The organism is Rhodococcus sp. NCIMB 12038 (assembly GCF_002165735.1).
Classification (GTDB): Bacteria; Actinomycetota; Actinomycetes; order Mycobacteriales; family Mycobacteriaceae; genus Rhodococcus_F.
This window is the reverse complement of record NZ_NHML01000001.1, coordinates 263,048-277,532: the sequence shown is the minus strand read 5'-3', so window position 1 is coordinate 277,532 and position 14,485 is coordinate 263,048. Positions and strand designations below refer to the sequence as shown.

The following is a 14,485-nucleotide window of genomic DNA, read 5'->3' as shown; positions in this document are numbered from 1 at the left end:
AGGTCGCAGGCTCTTCCGATGAACGGAAGAAGTCACCCGAGCGTGTGTGGCAAACTCGATTCATGGCCAATTCCCCCACCGGTGATTCGGTGATTGGTCGTGTCGTACGACTGCTGAACGCCTTTGACCGGCAGCAGCCGTCGATGACGTTGTCCGGGCTCGCCCATCGGGCATCCCTGCCGTTGACCACGGCCCACCGCCTCGTGGAGGAATTGGTCAAGTACGGATTGATCGAACGGGACCCTGACGGACAGTTGCGCGTGGGGCTGCGGTTGTGGGAACTGGCGGCCCGTGGTTCCCGGGCCCTCACGCTGCGTGAAATCGCATTGCCCTTCATGGAGGACGTTCAGGCCGCAGTACACCGGTACACCACATTGGCGATTCTGGACCACGGATCCGTCCTCTACCTGGAGCGGCTTTCGGCACCGGATTCAGCTCTGGAAAGCGCCTTGGACGCAGGGCACATCGCGCAGCGGGCACCCGTTCATTCCACGTCCTCCGGATTGGTGCTGCTGGCCTACTCCCCCTCCGCGCTTCAGGAAGAAGTTCTCGCCGGCCCGCTGGAAAAGGTAACCGGGGAGACCATTACGGACCCGCAGGTGATCCGGAGGCACCTCGCCGAGATCCGCCAGCGCGGCTACGCGGCGATACCGGGTATCGCCGTCAAGGAATGGACGGGCATTGCCGTTCCAGTGTTCGGCGCCGGAAACAACATCGCCGCAGTGTTGAACGCGACCGTTCCGCGCGGCGAGACCAATGTGCCCTTCACCCTCCCCGCACTGCTGACTGCTGCACACGGCATTTCCCGTGCATTGGGGGCCGACAGTGGGACGGCACGACCGCGGCGCCGCTGACATACGGGCCTACCTCATTCCGTTCAACGGAAGTCCGGCTGCGGTCGACCCGTTTTGGTCGCCATAATTGACCGCAAGGTAGACCGCGATGACAGTCCGGGTCGGACAGACCCCAGCCGCCCAGTTCGAGAACCGAGAAGACGTACGCGAGTATTACGTTCACCCCGCTCACCAAGCGCTCACACAGTTCTCGTTCCCGAACAGTGAACTGATCGTCACCGTCGATTACGAAGCGCCCGCCCAGTAGGCAAGATCCAACTACTGGGACTGGAGGATTTTGCGAGCGCGCTCGGCGACGGGCAGATCCACGAACTCGCCGTCCGGAAGCTGGACGGCCGCTCCGCCGGACTCCGCGAAGACGTTCACAATCCTTCGTGCCCAGGCGAATTCGTCCTCGCTGGGGCTGAAGGCGGTGTGAATGATCGGCAGCTGGGAGGGGTGGATCGCGGATTTGCCGCCGAAGCCGAGAGAGCGGGAGTGGGCGGCTTGCCGGGCGAGTCCGTCGGTGTCCCGCAGGTGGGGGTAGACACTGTCGATCGGGGGTGCGATGCCCGCGGCCCGGGAGGCGATGACCAGGTGCGATCGCGCGTACTGCAGCGGGGTGTCCCCGTCGCCGATGCCGAGGTCTTTCCGGAGGTCGATGCCGCCGAGGGCGAGGTGTTCGACGCCGGGTTCGGCGGCGATGGCCAGGGCGTTGGCGACTCCCTTCGCGGTTTCGATCGCGCAGATCAGCGGCGTGCCCGGTGCCCGATCCCGCACCCACCGCACGTCGACGACCGAGTCGACCTTCGGAATGCGGATGCCGTGGGCACGGTCGGCGACCGCGGCCAGATCGTCGGCGGCGAGCGCGGTGCCGACGGCGTTGATACGCACCCACGCGCGGTGAGTGGTCAGAGCGTCGGCGACGCGAGCGCGGGCGGTGCCCTTGCACTCGGGCGGGACCGCGTCCTCGAGGTCGAGGATCACCGCGTCCGCACCGGCGTCGAAGACCTTGCCGAGGAGTTTCTCGTTGTTTCCGGGCACGAAGAGGTAGCTGCGGGCCATCAGATGACTCCCTTCTGCCGCAGAGCCTCGATGTTCAATCCGAGTGTGTCGCGGTAGATCTGCGTGTTGTCCTGCCCGAGTCGCCGTCCCGGAAACCGGATTGCGCCGGGGGTGCCGAGCATGCGCACCATGAGGTTCTGCATGGCGAGGGGCCCGAGGTCCTCGTCGTCGACGGTGGTGATCATGTCGCGGGCACGGACGTGCGGGTCGTTCATCAGTTGCTCGACGTCGTAGGTGGGCGCGAGGGCGGCGCCGACGCGCTCGAACTCGGCGGTGACCTCGTCGAACGGGCGGGCGGCGATCCATTTCCCGACCGCCTCGTCGAGGAGGTCGCCGTTGCGGCTGCGTTCCCCGGCGGAGGCGAACCACGGCTGTTCGACGAGGTCCGCTCGTCCGACCAGGCGCATCACCCGTTCGGCGACGGAGGTGGCGCTGGCCGAGATCGCCACCCACCGGTCGTCCTTGGTGAGGTAGGTGTTGCGGGGGGCGTTGTTGGGTGAGCGGTTGCCTTGGCGGCCGGCGATCGCGCCGAGCTGGTCGAAGGCGGTGGGGCCCGGGCCGAGGATGCCGACCAGGGGTTCTAGCAGCGAGAGGTCGATGACCTGTCCTTGCCCGTTTCCTTCAGGACTGTTGCGGTGCAGTAATGCCGTGACCACGCCGAAGGCGCCGGTGATGCCGGCGACGCCGTCGGCGAGACCGAACGGCGGCAGCGTCGGCGGGCCGTCCTTCTCACCGGTCTGGTGTGCGAATCCGCTCATCGCCTCCGCGAGGGTGCCGAAGGCGCGGCGTTGGGCGTAGGGTCCGTCCTGTCCGAAGCCTGTGACCCGCAAGGTGATCAAGCCCGGATTGAGCGCCATCAGCCGGCCGGGTCCGAGGCCCCACTTCTCCAGCACCCCCGGCCGGAAGTTCTCCACGAGCACATCGGCGGCGACGACCAGATCCCGCAGGATCTGCTGGCCCTCGGGGGTGCCGAGGTCGAGGGTGATGCACTTCTTGTTACGCGAAATGACCTTCCACCACAGTCCGTGGCCGTCCTTGTTCGCCCCGTGGGATCGGGCAGGGTCGCCCGTCGGGTGCTCGACCTTGATCACCTCGGCGCCGAAGTCGCCGAGCAGCATCGCGGTGATCGGTGCGGCGTAGACGGTGCTGATGTCGAGAACTCGAACCCCATGCAGCGGACCGCGGTTCGCCTCTCCCGACGAACTCGGGATCGGGGTGTCATCGTGTGAATTCACGCTCATGGGCAGTCCTCGGCATGGTTGAGAGGCGATGGAGGCGGAACGGTGGCGGCGCCCTGTGTAGAAGTGGGACGGCACCGTCCCGCGAATACTGACTCCAATTTGTCACCCGCCTGAGTGAAGTACAATCGCAAGTATCTTGACTCCCTTTAAATTCTTCTAAAGGCAGGTGGCCGACGTGCTCGACACGACGCGGATGTTCACGCTGTGCGAGGTCGCGAAGCACGGCTCCATCACCGCGGCTGCCGCGGCGCTCGGATACACCACTTCGGCGGTCTCGCAGCAGATCGCCAAGCTCGAGAAGGAGGCCGGGCAACCGCTGCTGGAACGGCACGCCCGGGGCATCATGCTCACCGACGCGGGCCGCTCGGTCGTCAAACACACCGAACGGATCCTCGTCGAACTCGAGGCGACAGACGCCGAGCTCGCGGAGATCCGCGGACTGCGCGCGGGAATGCTGGCGATAGGCACCTTCCCCACGGCAGGATCCACGCTGCTGCCGTTGGTGGTCAAGGAATTCAAGACCCACCACCCCGGCATCGACCTGCGCGTTCTCAGTGGACGATTCGCGCAGCTGGTCGAATCGCTTCGCCGCCGGGAGACGGAGCTGTCCCTGCTGTGGGACTACGAGTGGAACCGGGTCGACGATCCGCTGCTGACGTACCACCACCTGATGAACGACCCGACCCTGCTGCTGGTGTCGGAGAAACACCGCCTCGCCGACCGGGAGTCGATCCGAATCACCGAACTCCGGGACGAGTCGTGGGTAGTGCGCGCCGACGATCACCCCGTTGCCCACACCCTCGAACGACTCTGCCAGCAAGGCGGATTCACGCCCCGGACAAGCTTCCTCGCCCACGACTACGGGGAGGTTCAGGCGATGGTGGGGGTCGAGCTGGGGGTGGCCATCGCGCCGCGGCTCGCGGTCCTCAATCCCCGCCCCGACGTCCGGTCCATCCCGCTCGCCACCCGTTCTCCGCAGCGCCGCATCCTGGTCGCGCACCTGACCGAGCGGCGGCTGAGCCCGGCCGCCCAGGAGGCCATCACGCAGTGCATGGCGGCAGCGCGGCGCCTCGAAGAAGGGTTCGCCGACGTGTAGGCGCACGGCGAGAGGGTGATCGTCGGCTATGCAGGTCGGCCGCCTCGGTCTTGGCGAGCATCATCCCGGCCAGGGCCGGGTAGTCCCGCGAGGCGGTCGACGTCGTCCGACCAGTAGGGGATGGTGTGATCGTTGACCCGATCGCGGCGAGGTGCTGTGGCCGGGTCACCGTGCGGATCCCGCCAGCACGGCGGCCGGGGAGGCGACGAACAGTTCGGCGGCCGCGATGCGCCGTGCCGCGCGGTGTAGTGAGACCGCCTCGATCACTCCGTCGGGGGAGGTGGTGAGGTCGATGTCGAGGACGCCGGCGGCCGTTCCCAGTCGCAGCGATCCGGGCCACCGCACCCGGGCGTTGTCGGCCACCACTCCCCCTCGCACGGTGGCGGCCGCGGCGACGGCGACGGCGGATGTCAGGCCGATCGCCGGATGCGGGGCGAGCATGGAGAGCATGCGGACCGAGACGTCGTAGTCCTCGGCGGCGATGTCGATGCCCCCGCTGGTGCGATAGTCCCGCGGTGGGCCGATCACACCGACCTTCGGAATGGCATGCGAGATCGGGTCACCGGGCTTGCTCAGTCCCATCCGCAGCGACGATTCGCGCCGCAACGCGACGAGATCGGAGAGGTGGTCGGCGATCACCGAATTGTCCTCCGCGCCGCTCAGGCCCAGATCGGCGGCGTCGAACAACGCGGCCGGCGCCCCCGCGGCCACCATCGTGCCCCGGTACCGGCGATCACCGAGCGTGATCGAATCGGACACCGACCCGGTGGGCAGCAGAGCGGTCCCGGAGGCGAGGCCGGTGAAGGTCAGGGCGACCGGAACGCCGAGCGCACTGGTCCCCGGCACGGCGGCATCCCCCTCGGTGGGGATCACCCCGCCCGGGGTCGCGATCTCGGCGGTGAGGATCGCACCGGTGTTGGTGTTGCGCATCCGCACGATCGTCGTCGCACTGTCGACCGCGACGAGCCCGGACTGCAGTGCATACAGCCCTATTCCGGTGGCGCAGTTTCCGCAGTTGCTGCCCCACTCGACCCGGCGGTCACCGATCGCCACCTGCGCGAACAGGTACTCGACGTCGATGCCCGGCTCGGCGGATCGGCGCACGATCGCGGCCTTGGACGTCGTCGAGCTGCCGCCGCCCACGCCGTCGAGCTGACGGGGATCACCCGACCCGAAGGCCGAGGTGAGTATGGCGTCGAGCCCGCCCGCCTGCTCGACCAGCGGGTCGACATCAACCGCGTTGAAGAGCCAACACTTGCTGGTGCCGCCTCGCATCCAGGTTCCACGGAGTGTGAACACCGTCCGGCCGCCTTTCGTTCGTGACGAAGTCTGAGGCACCGCCGAAGGCTCTGATCGGGGTAAGGGAACTGAATCTCCAGCGGTGACACCGTCAACCCTGTGCCACGCCAGGTTGGAGCACAATTTCGAATATGGGGACCACCCTTAAGTCTGACTTACATCGCGGGGTGATCGTCCCTCCGGGCGGCGCGCATAGCTACTGGTAACCAAGCGGGGCCAGCACCAGCACGGCGATCGACGGGTCGCGGACCTGTCGCACTGACTTAAGCAGAACTGAACCCCCGGATAGAAACGTGACATTGTTCTGAACATCTGTCGTCTCTAGCGTGATGTAGGACATGATCGACGAGAGGATGTGACATGCGAACCACGAGCCCGCTACCCCAAAGCGCAGACGTTCCCCCCGACCGGGACCGGGCCTGGGAGCTGTCCGCCGAACTGGTCGATTCCACCGCGCCCGTTCCGACCCCACACCGTGACCCCGTCACAAGTCGGGAGACGCCGCACACGCACACCACGGCACCGTCATTCAGTGCCCGCGGACGCGCCGAGGCCCCCCTTGTTCACGCAACCGGAACAGCCGACGACCGGGCAGGCGACCCTGCCGGACAGCAAGCGAAAGAACGACCATGACCTCCATCGAAATACTCCCCCTGATCGCCTTGGTCGCGATGTTCGTGATCGCCACCATCTTCCCCATCAACATCGGCATCCTGGGCTTCATCGGAGCCTTCCTCGTCGGCGCCTTCGCCCTCGGTTACGACGACAAGGAAATCCTCGCCGCATTCCCGAGTTCGATCGTCCTGACGATCATCGGCGTCACCTACTTCTTCGGCATGGCCAAGAGGAACGGCACCATCGACCTCCTCGTCAACGCCTGCATCCGCGCAGTCGGCGGCCGGACGGTGATCGTTCCCTGGGTGTTCTTCTTCTCCGCCTCCGTACTGACGGCACTGGGCACCTTCAGCCCCGCAGCGGTCGCGCTGATCTCACCCGCGGCGATGTCCTTTGCCGCCCGCACCCGGATGAGCCCACTCGTGATGGGCATCATGACGATCAACGGCGCCCACGCCGGCGCGTTCTCGCCGATCTCGGTCTCCGGTGTCCTCGTCACCGACATCGTCAACTCCAGCGGCCTGACCATCGCACCCTGGACCCTGTTCTTCGCCAGCTACGGCATCAACCTCCTGCTGTCGGTGCTGACCGTCGTCGGCTACTCGGTCCTCGCCCGAGTCCGCGACCTCGAATACACCGCCACCGGCACGAGTGACGAAACCGGTAGCGGTACAACGCGCCCCATCACCGATGACGCACCGGACCGCACACCGACCACCGGCGGTGCAGGCTCGTCGGGCGGGACGCAGGTACTCACCCGCAAGCCCACGGCGACCAGCATCGTCCCCGACGCACACCCCGTGACCCGGGTCCAGAAGCTCACCCTGTTCCTCATCGCGACCGTGCTCGTACTCGTACTGGTGCTGCATCTGCCGATTAGCTTCGTCGCCATCGCCGCAGGCGCGGTCCTCGCCTTCACCGACCTGTCGAAGCAGAACGAAGCCATCGCCGGCATCAGCTGGTCCACCGTCCTGCTCGTCGCCGGCATGGTCACGTACATCTCGATCATGGAGGAAATGGGCACCATCGACCACCTCGCCGAAATGGCCATCACCGTCGGCGCACCACTGCTGGTCGCGTTCGTCCTCTGCTACGTCATCGGCGTCACGTCCGCGTTCGCATCCTCGACCGCGCTGCTCACCGCGATCATCCCGCTCGCCCTGCCCCTGCTGCAGACCGGCGCACTCCCCGTCGTCGGTGTCGTCGCGGCCCTGGCCATCTCGGCGACCGTCGTCGACGTGTCCCCGTTCTCGACGAACGGCGCCCTCGTCCTCGCCAACGCCCAGAACATCGAGCGACCCGCGTTCTACCGCCAGCTTCTCCTCAACGCAGGCATCGTCGTCGCAGTCGCACCCGCACTGTGCTGGTTCACCCTGGTAGCCGTCCCCGCAATACTCTGAGCACCACGGACGACAGCCGCGACCGCCACCTCACCCGAGGTGGCGGTCGCGTTCGGAGGAGAAGTCGCGGGGCAGACGGTCGACCAGCCACGGCTGTATCCACAGATTGGACCTGCGCCAATGTGAAGCTGGGCCTACCTGCCAATGGGACCGGGAATTAGGGTTGAAATGAAACAACCATGCGGTCTGTAAATCCGAGGAGGGCGCGGTGACCTGTCGTGGTGCTGCTCGGATGACTTGTTGTGGTGACCGGCACAGGCCGAAGAGACTCCTCCGTCACTGTTGATGCCACAAGTCGAGAAATCGAGATAGCCCATGTCCGAGGACGACCCGCCGGAAATCCAGCGTGATCCCGTTTCTGCGGTCACGGTCGAGTTGGCTGCGGACGGGTTCGAAGATGCAATCGAGATCGGACGGGGTGGCTTCGGCATCGTGTATCGATGTCTGCAGCCATCTCTGGACCGCATGGTCGCGATCAAGGTGTTCACCGCCGACGTGGAACAGGACGAGCGCGAAAGGTTTATCCGCGAACAGCAGGCGATGGGCAGATTGTCGGGGCATCCGAACATCGTCGACGTCCATCAAGTTGGGGTCACCCGGAGTGGCCGACCCTACATCGTGATGCAGTACCACCCTGACGGTTCGGTGGAGGAAAAGATCCGCCGGGCAGGCCCGTTCGACTTGGGTGATGCGATGGGTCTCGGGGTCAAACTGGCCGGTGCGCTCGAGGCTGCGCACCGGAACGGAATACTCCACCGCGACGTCAAGCCCGCAAACATCATGATCACCAACTACCACGAGCCGCAGTTGACCGACTTCGGTGTCGCGCGCATCGCCGGAGGCTTCGAGACGTCCGCCGGCACGGTTACGGGTTCGTCGGCCTTCACCGCTCCCGAAGTGCTCGAGGGTGAGCCGTCTACTCCGGCGACGGACGTCTACGGCCTGGGTGCGACGTTGTTCTGCGCAATCACGGGTCATGCCGCCTTCGAACGCAGGAGCGACGAGCAGTTGATCGCCCAGTTCCTGCGAATCACCACGCAGCCGATTCCCGACATTCGTGGGGCGGGTCTTCCGCCGAAGGCGTGTGCTGCCATCGAACGGGCCATGGCCACCAGTCCCGCCGATCGTCCTGCCACTGCCGCTGAGTTCGGGTCCGAACTCCAAGAGATACAGCGTGGGTGCGGGCTCAATGTGGACAAGATGATCGTTCCCGATGCTGCTGCTACCGCTTTGCCCCGAGGTGAACTCCTTCGACGCGCGACACCCTCACGCGACACGCGGTTCGGTCGCACGGTCGACGACCTGGAGCGCGGTCGGGCCGCCTACCGAGCGCAGATGTGGGACGAGGCGTACACCCTGCTCAGCCGCGCAGACGAATCGGCGGCCCTCGATCCGGACGACCTCGAGGCCCTCGCCGAGTCCGCCCACCTCACCGGCCGGCCCGAGCGCAGCGTCGACGTACGCAGCCGGATCTACACCGACCGCATGGACAACGGTGACAATCTCGACGCCGCCATGTGCGCGATCAGAATCCACCTGGTAGCGATGATGCACGGCGACATCTCCCCTGCCATGGGATGGCTCTCCCGTGCACAACGTCTGCTGCAGCAGGAGCCGGAGTGCGCGGTGCACGGCTACCTGTCGCTAACTCAGGCCGAGGGTGCGTTCCATACGGGCAACCCGGACGGATCACTCGAGCTGGCACGCCGTGCAACGAGGATAGGCACACAGTTCACCGATCCCGATCTGGTCAACGTCGGCCTGCACCAGGCAGGCCGCGCCCTCGTCGCGCTCGGTGACATCTCCGGCGGCACTGCGCTACTCGACGAGGCCATGATCGCCGTGGCCGCCCGCGAGGTGAAGCCGGTGAGCTCCTGGTGGATCTACTGCAGCTCGATCAACACCTGCGAATACATGTCGGACTTCGGCCGCGCCGGCACATGGACATCCGCATTCGAGAAATGGCTGGGCACCCAGCACGGTGCCACGGCCGTCTCCGGCTCGTGCCGAATGCACCGATCCCGGATCCTGCGCCTGCACGGATCCTGGGCCGACGCCGAACACGAAGCACGGCAAGCCTGCGCGGAGCAGAACGGAACCATCGCCATGGACGCCGGCCAGGCCTGGTACCAGATCGGAGAGATCCGGCGGCTGGTCGGTGACCTCGCCGCAGCGGAGGAAGCGTTCGGGCACGCCGGCACCTACGGCTGGGACGTGCAGCCCGGCATGGCGCTACTGCGGGCAGCGCAAGGCCGCACCGACGCAGCCACCGCCGGTCTCGCCCGTGCATTGGTCGAACATCCCTCGGACCGACTCGCGAGGGCGAAACTGCTCCCCGCACAGGCAGAGATCGCGATAGCTGCGGGAAACCTCGAACTTGCACGGGCGGCCGCCAAGGAACTTACCGCCATGGTCGGCGCCCCGCTGGCCGTTCGGGCCGCGGCAGTACAGGTTGCCGGTGCGGTGCGGCTCGCGGACGGCGACCCCGCGGGTGCGCTGCCCGGTCTGCGAGCCGCCGCACAGATCTGGACGGACCTCGAAGTGCCGTACGAGGCCGCACGCAGTCACCGGCTGATCGGACTGGCCTGCTGTGCGATTGGCGACGAGGACACCGCGCGATTCGAATGGGACACATGTCGTGTGGTGTTCAGTCGACTGGGCGCGATGCCGGATCTGCAGCGCACCGACGAACTGCTCGGGTGTGCCCCACCACCGGCGCAACTCCCGGACCATCTCAGCGCCCGGGAGGTCGAGGTGCTACGACTCGTCGCATCCGGAATGACTAATCAGGATGTGGCAGAACACCTGTCGCTGAGCAAGAAGACCGTCGCACGGCACTTGAGCAACATCTTCGCGAAAATCGGCGTCACCTCACGCGCCGCCGCGACCGCGTACGCATACCAGCACGGCCTGAACTGACCAGTCGCGATTCATGTTCGCGCCGGAAGCGGCGAGCGCGCCAATGGGTCGAAATACCCATCGGGCCTGATTCTCACGACGCGGAATACAGCGAACGTCCGATGCGGCAGTGGCGACGCACGAACTAGCCTCAAACCAGTTGCCTGACAGGGAGGCAACGATGACAAACAAGGGCACCACCTCAACTCGTCACTACCCCGCCGGCCGGGGCGAAAAACCGGCCCAGCCCCCGGATGGTGCGTCCGGGGGCTGGAGTTCGAAGCGTCCTCGCGGAGGAGGAACTCATGAATAACGACAAGCACCTCAGGCACCTCACCGAGCTGGCGGTGGCAGTGGGCATCGGGCTTGCGGTCGGGGCGCCGGCCGGCACGGCGGTGGCATCACCGTCCGTCGGCGACTCGTCCACGTCGTCGAGTTCCGACTCGTCCGACCAGACGTCGTCCGACCGGGGCTCCACGGACCGATCCACGGACCGATCCACCGATGGGACTTCGTCGGACAGGACGTCATCCGGCACATCGGGTACCGACTCGGACTCGTCGAGCGACAGCTCCGGATCGTCGACGAGCGGCGACTCGAACACGGATTCACGATCCACGTCCAGCACCGATTCGGAATCCACCTCCGGCACCGATACCCGATCCACTACGGGCACCGAATCCACGCCCTCCGACGACGTGAGCGGGTCCGATGTGACGACTCCCGACGCCGCCACGGCACCCGACCCCACGGCACCCGATGGTTCGTCGACTGCGAGCGGCGGTGGCATGCCGGATTCGGGCACGACAGCAGACGAGACCGGTGCCGCGAGCGCGCCGGCCGACCGGCCTCCGGAAAGAGCAGTCACCGAGCGATCGGATTCGGCCGCGTCCTCGACATCCTCGCAGAGTGACGACCGCGCACCTGCCGGCGACGCCAGTGTGCCGAATCTGTCGACCACCCCGGTGACGGACGGACCCGGCGCGGCTCTGAACCCGGCCGCTACGGCGGAGGCCCCAATAGTGCGCGGACTCGTCCCCGTCGAGCCGGCAGCAGTTCCAGAAGCAGTACCGGCGACGGTTCCCGCGATCCCTGCGATCGACGCGACGACAGCGCTGACGCGCGGAGTATCCGACACCCCTGCCGATGCACCGCAGGTCGGGACGCTGGCATTGGGACCGACGCTCCCCGCCCCGGCAGTGGAAGTTGTATCCAGCGTCGTGTCGAAGGTGCTCGGCGCCCTCGGGCTACGTCCGTTCCTGTCGAACGACCCACAGGTACCGATCGAGTCGCCGACGTTCTGGGCGCTGGCCGCGGCATGGTGCCGTCGACAGGAGAAGACAGTCATCACCGACGCGAGCCGATCGCTGGCTGCCGCACCCGTCACGACCAGCGAGCCAATCGAATCGTTCGCCGTCTCGCGCACCGCATCCACCCTCGCGAGCACCGAATCCACCGTCGCGAGCTCTGCATCCACTGCCGGACCGATCGTCGGTGCACCCGACCGCCGCACCGGTGCGGTGCTCGGCTCGATCAATGCGTCCGGAAGCCAACTCGGTTACACCGTCTCCGGACAGCCGAGCCGCGGCACGGTCACCATCGACGGGACCACCGGCGATTTCACCTACACCCCCACCCAGGCGGCGCGCCAAGCGGCCGCGCTGAACCCGGACGCCGATTACGACTCGTTTACCGTCACCTCCGGGCAGTCCAGCAACCCGGTGACCGTGCAGGTGCCGGTATCGGCGGCGCGGATGCAGGTCGCGCAGTCCACCACTGTCGGATCCAACCCAGCGGGTGCGGTGTCCGTCGGCACCAAAACCTATGTGGCAAACCAGGGTTCGAAGAGCGTTTCCGTGCTCGACGCAAACAACGCCGTCGTCGGCTCGGTGACCGTCGGCACCTCGCCGACCGGCGTCGCGGCCAACCCGGCCGGCACCCGGGTGTACGTCACCAACAGCGTCAGCGGCAACGTGTCGGTGATCAACACCGCCACCAACACCGTCGTGGCCACCGTCAAGACCGGCACGACTCCCAGCGCCGTCGCGGTCAACCCCACCGGCACCCGCGCGTATGTCACCAACAGCAGCAGCGGCAACGTGTCGGTGATCAACACCGCCACCAACACCGTCGTCGCCACCGTCAAGGTGGGCACCACACCCAATGCCGTCGCCGTCAACCCCGACGGCACCCGCGCGTACGTCACCAACCGCAGCAGCAACACCGTCTCGGTGATCAACACCGCCACCAACACCGTCGTGGCCACCGTCAAGACCGGCACGACTCCCAGCGCCGTCGCCGTGAGTCCCGACGGCAAACGTGTGTACGTGACCAACAGCGCCGGCAACAGCGTCTCGGTCATCGACACCGCCAACAACACCGTCGTCGGCACCGTCGTCGTCGGGTCGCGGCCGACCGACGTGAGGGTCTCCCCCGACGGGAGCGCAGCCTATGTCGTCTCCGATCCGGACAAGCTGACCGTCATCGACACGCGCACCAACACCGTCGTGTCCACACTCTCCCTCGACTCGACCACCGAGTCCGGCGACCATTCCATCGTGCTCAGTGCCGACGGTTCCCGGATGCTCGTGACCGATGCGGCCGACGGGCGGGTGCGGTCCCTGACGCTCACCTACGTGAACTCCGCGCCCACCGCGAGCTGGACGGTCGGCGCACCTCGGGCGTCCGACGGCGCGGTCGTCGTCACCCTCGCCAACCCCACGGACCCGGACGGCGACCCGGTGACCTTCACGAACACCGCGCCCGGGTCCGGATCGGTGATCTCCGACGGCTCGACCTTTACCTACACCCCAACCGCCGCCGCCCGCGACCTCGCCCTGCAAACACCGGGAGAGGACGCCGACCACTTCACCATCGCCCTCACAGACGGCCAAGCCGTGACGAACATCCCTGTCACCGTTTCGGTTTCGCCGACCCCTCCCCAGGTCGTCTTCGACGTCGAGTCGACGGAGATCTCGGTGGGGTACCCGACTGACGCGGCCGTCGTCGACGACCGGATCTACGTCGTCAGCGAGGACGGCTACGTGCGGCTCATCGATGCAGATGGGACCGTCGGGACGCCGATCGCGGTCGACTGGGGTTCGTCGACGATCGCGTCCGCTCCGGCTGTGGACCGGGTGTACGTCAACAGCGGGTACACCGGCACCATCGACGTAATCGACACGACCACCGGCACCGTTGTCACGACGATCTCGGTTCCCGTCTCACCCGACTTCCAGGGATACGACCTGACACAGAAGATGATTGCCAGCCCCGACGGGACGCGCCTCTACACCAGCGGCACGGATGGCACCGTGTCGGTCGTCGACACCGCCACGAACACCGTCGTGGCTTCGCAACCGCTCGGCTCCTACGGCAGCTTGGAAGTCAGTGCCGACGGCCGCTACCTGTACGGCGCGAACGGGTCGACCATCAGCGTCATCGACACCGACTCCCTGACCACGGTCGGCACCATCACGACCGGGCCCACGTGGGACCACACCAGGACGAGCAGCGAATTCACCGACGTCACGCACAGCCTCACCGTCGTCAACGGGAACCAGCTGTACGTCACCCAGCACGTCAGCACCGTCGAACTCGCCTCCGGCGGGTTCTCCAACGGACAGTTCATCGTCGACAGCACAGGACGGCTCTGGCGGGTGACGGGCGGATACGGACTCGTCACAGTGATCGACATCGATCCGGCCAGTGCCACGTTTGGCAGCACGCTCGCGAACGTGCGACTGACCGGCGACGCGCAGGACCTGGCGGTGAGCCCTGACGGCAGCCAGGCATTCGTCACCGTCGGGGACGGACGAACCGTCGCGGTGATCGACACCACCACGAACACCGTCGTCGGAACCTTCGTGACCGACGAGGACGGCGCAGTCACCGGGCCCTACGGTCCGCTCCGGAACGTGCTGCTCGCGGGCGACACGCTGTACGTCACCGACTACCAGGACGGCGCGGTGTACGCGGTCTCCGGCCTGACGATCGGCGCGCCCGCGGCCCTGACCGTATGAACACCCGGCGGCCCGA

General features: G+C 66.7%; 9 protein-coding genes and 1 pseudogene. 6 read left to right on the top strand and 4 right to left on the bottom strand.

Features of this window, described 5'->3' with window-relative positions; all coding sequences use genetic code 11:
* Positions 1 to 62: 62 nt before the first annotated feature.
* Together CA951_RS01185 and CA951_RS01180 are read left to right on the top strand one after the other, a co-directional pair.
* Positions 63 to 854: an IclR family transcriptional regulator gene (locus CA951_RS01185; RefSeq protein WP_087555095.1), complete on the top strand. Its 792-nt coding sequence runs from the start codon at positions 63 to 65 to the stop codon at positions 852 to 854.
* An 88-nt stretch (positions 855 to 942) separates the two neighbouring features.
* Positions 943 to 1,101 carry a Dabb family protein gene (locus CA951_RS01180; RefSeq protein WP_087555094.1) on the top strand — a complete coding sequence of 53 codons (159 nt, stop codon included), beginning with the start codon at positions 943 to 945 and terminating at the stop codon, positions 1,099 to 1,101.
* 11 nt (positions 1,102 to 1,112) lie between these two features.
* Here CA951_RS01180 and CA951_RS01175 read toward each other — a convergent pair whose 3' ends face one another.
* Positions 1,113 to 1,898 carry a CoA ester lyase gene (locus CA951_RS01175; protein WP_087555093.1) on the bottom strand — a complete coding sequence of 262 codons (786 nt, stop codon included), beginning with the start codon at positions 1,896 to 1,898 and terminating at the stop codon, positions 1,113 to 1,115.
* Positions 1,898 to 3,139: a CaiB/BaiF CoA-transferase family protein gene (locus tag CA951_RS01170; RefSeq protein ID WP_087555092.1), complete on the bottom strand. Its 1,242-nt coding sequence runs from the start codon at positions 3,137 to 3,139 to the stop codon at positions 1,898 to 1,900. Before CA951_RS01170 ends, CA951_RS01175 begins: the two co-directional genes overlap by 1 nt.
* Positions 3,140 to 3,314: 175 nt before the next feature.
* On the opposite strand from CA951_RS01170, the gene CA951_RS01165 reads away from it, so the two are divergent.
* Complete coding sequence (locus CA951_RS01165) at positions 3,315 to 4,235, top strand: LysR family transcriptional regulator (RefSeq protein WP_087555324.1); 921 nt, start codon at positions 3,315 to 3,317, stop codon at positions 4,233 to 4,235.
* 34 nt (positions 4,236 to 4,269) lie between these two features.
* Here the strand turns inward: CA951_RS01165 and CA951_RS43940 are convergent.
* A pseudogene (locus CA951_RS43940) lies at positions 4,270 to 4,360 on the bottom strand (CoA ester lyase); the annotation flags it as partial.
* A 40-nt stretch (positions 4,361 to 4,400) separates the two neighbouring features.
* Positions 4,401 to 5,510 (bottom strand): PrpF domain-containing protein, encoded by a 1,110-nt coding sequence (locus CA951_RS01160; protein WP_179220081.1) that lies wholly within the window; start codon positions 5,508 to 5,510, stop codon positions 4,401 to 4,403.
* Between the two features lie 653 nt (positions 5,511 to 6,163).
* Here CA951_RS01160 and CA951_RS01155 point away from each other — a divergent pair.
* The 3 genes from CA951_RS01155 (at position 6,164) to CA951_RS01145 (ending at position 14,469) form a co-directional block, all read left to right on the top strand.
* A complete protein-coding gene (locus tag CA951_RS01155; protein ID WP_087555090.1) occupies positions 6,164 to 7,549 on the top strand; it encodes an SLC13 family permease in 1,386 nt (461 codons plus the stop codon).
* Between the two features lie 315 nt (positions 7,550 to 7,864).
* Positions 7,865 to 10,468 carry a protein kinase gene (locus tag CA951_RS44875; RefSeq protein WP_087555089.1) on the top strand — a complete coding sequence of 868 codons (2,604 nt, stop codon included), beginning with the start codon at positions 7,865 to 7,867 and terminating at the stop codon, positions 10,466 to 10,468.
* Positions 10,469 to 10,752: 284 nt separating this feature from the next.
* Positions 10,753 to 14,469 carry a YncE family protein gene (locus tag CA951_RS01145; RefSeq protein WP_087555088.1) on the top strand — a complete coding sequence of 1,239 codons (3,717 nt, stop codon included), beginning with the start codon at positions 10,753 to 10,755 and terminating at the stop codon, positions 14,467 to 14,469.
* The last annotated feature ends 16 nt before the right edge of the window (positions 14,470 to 14,485 follow it).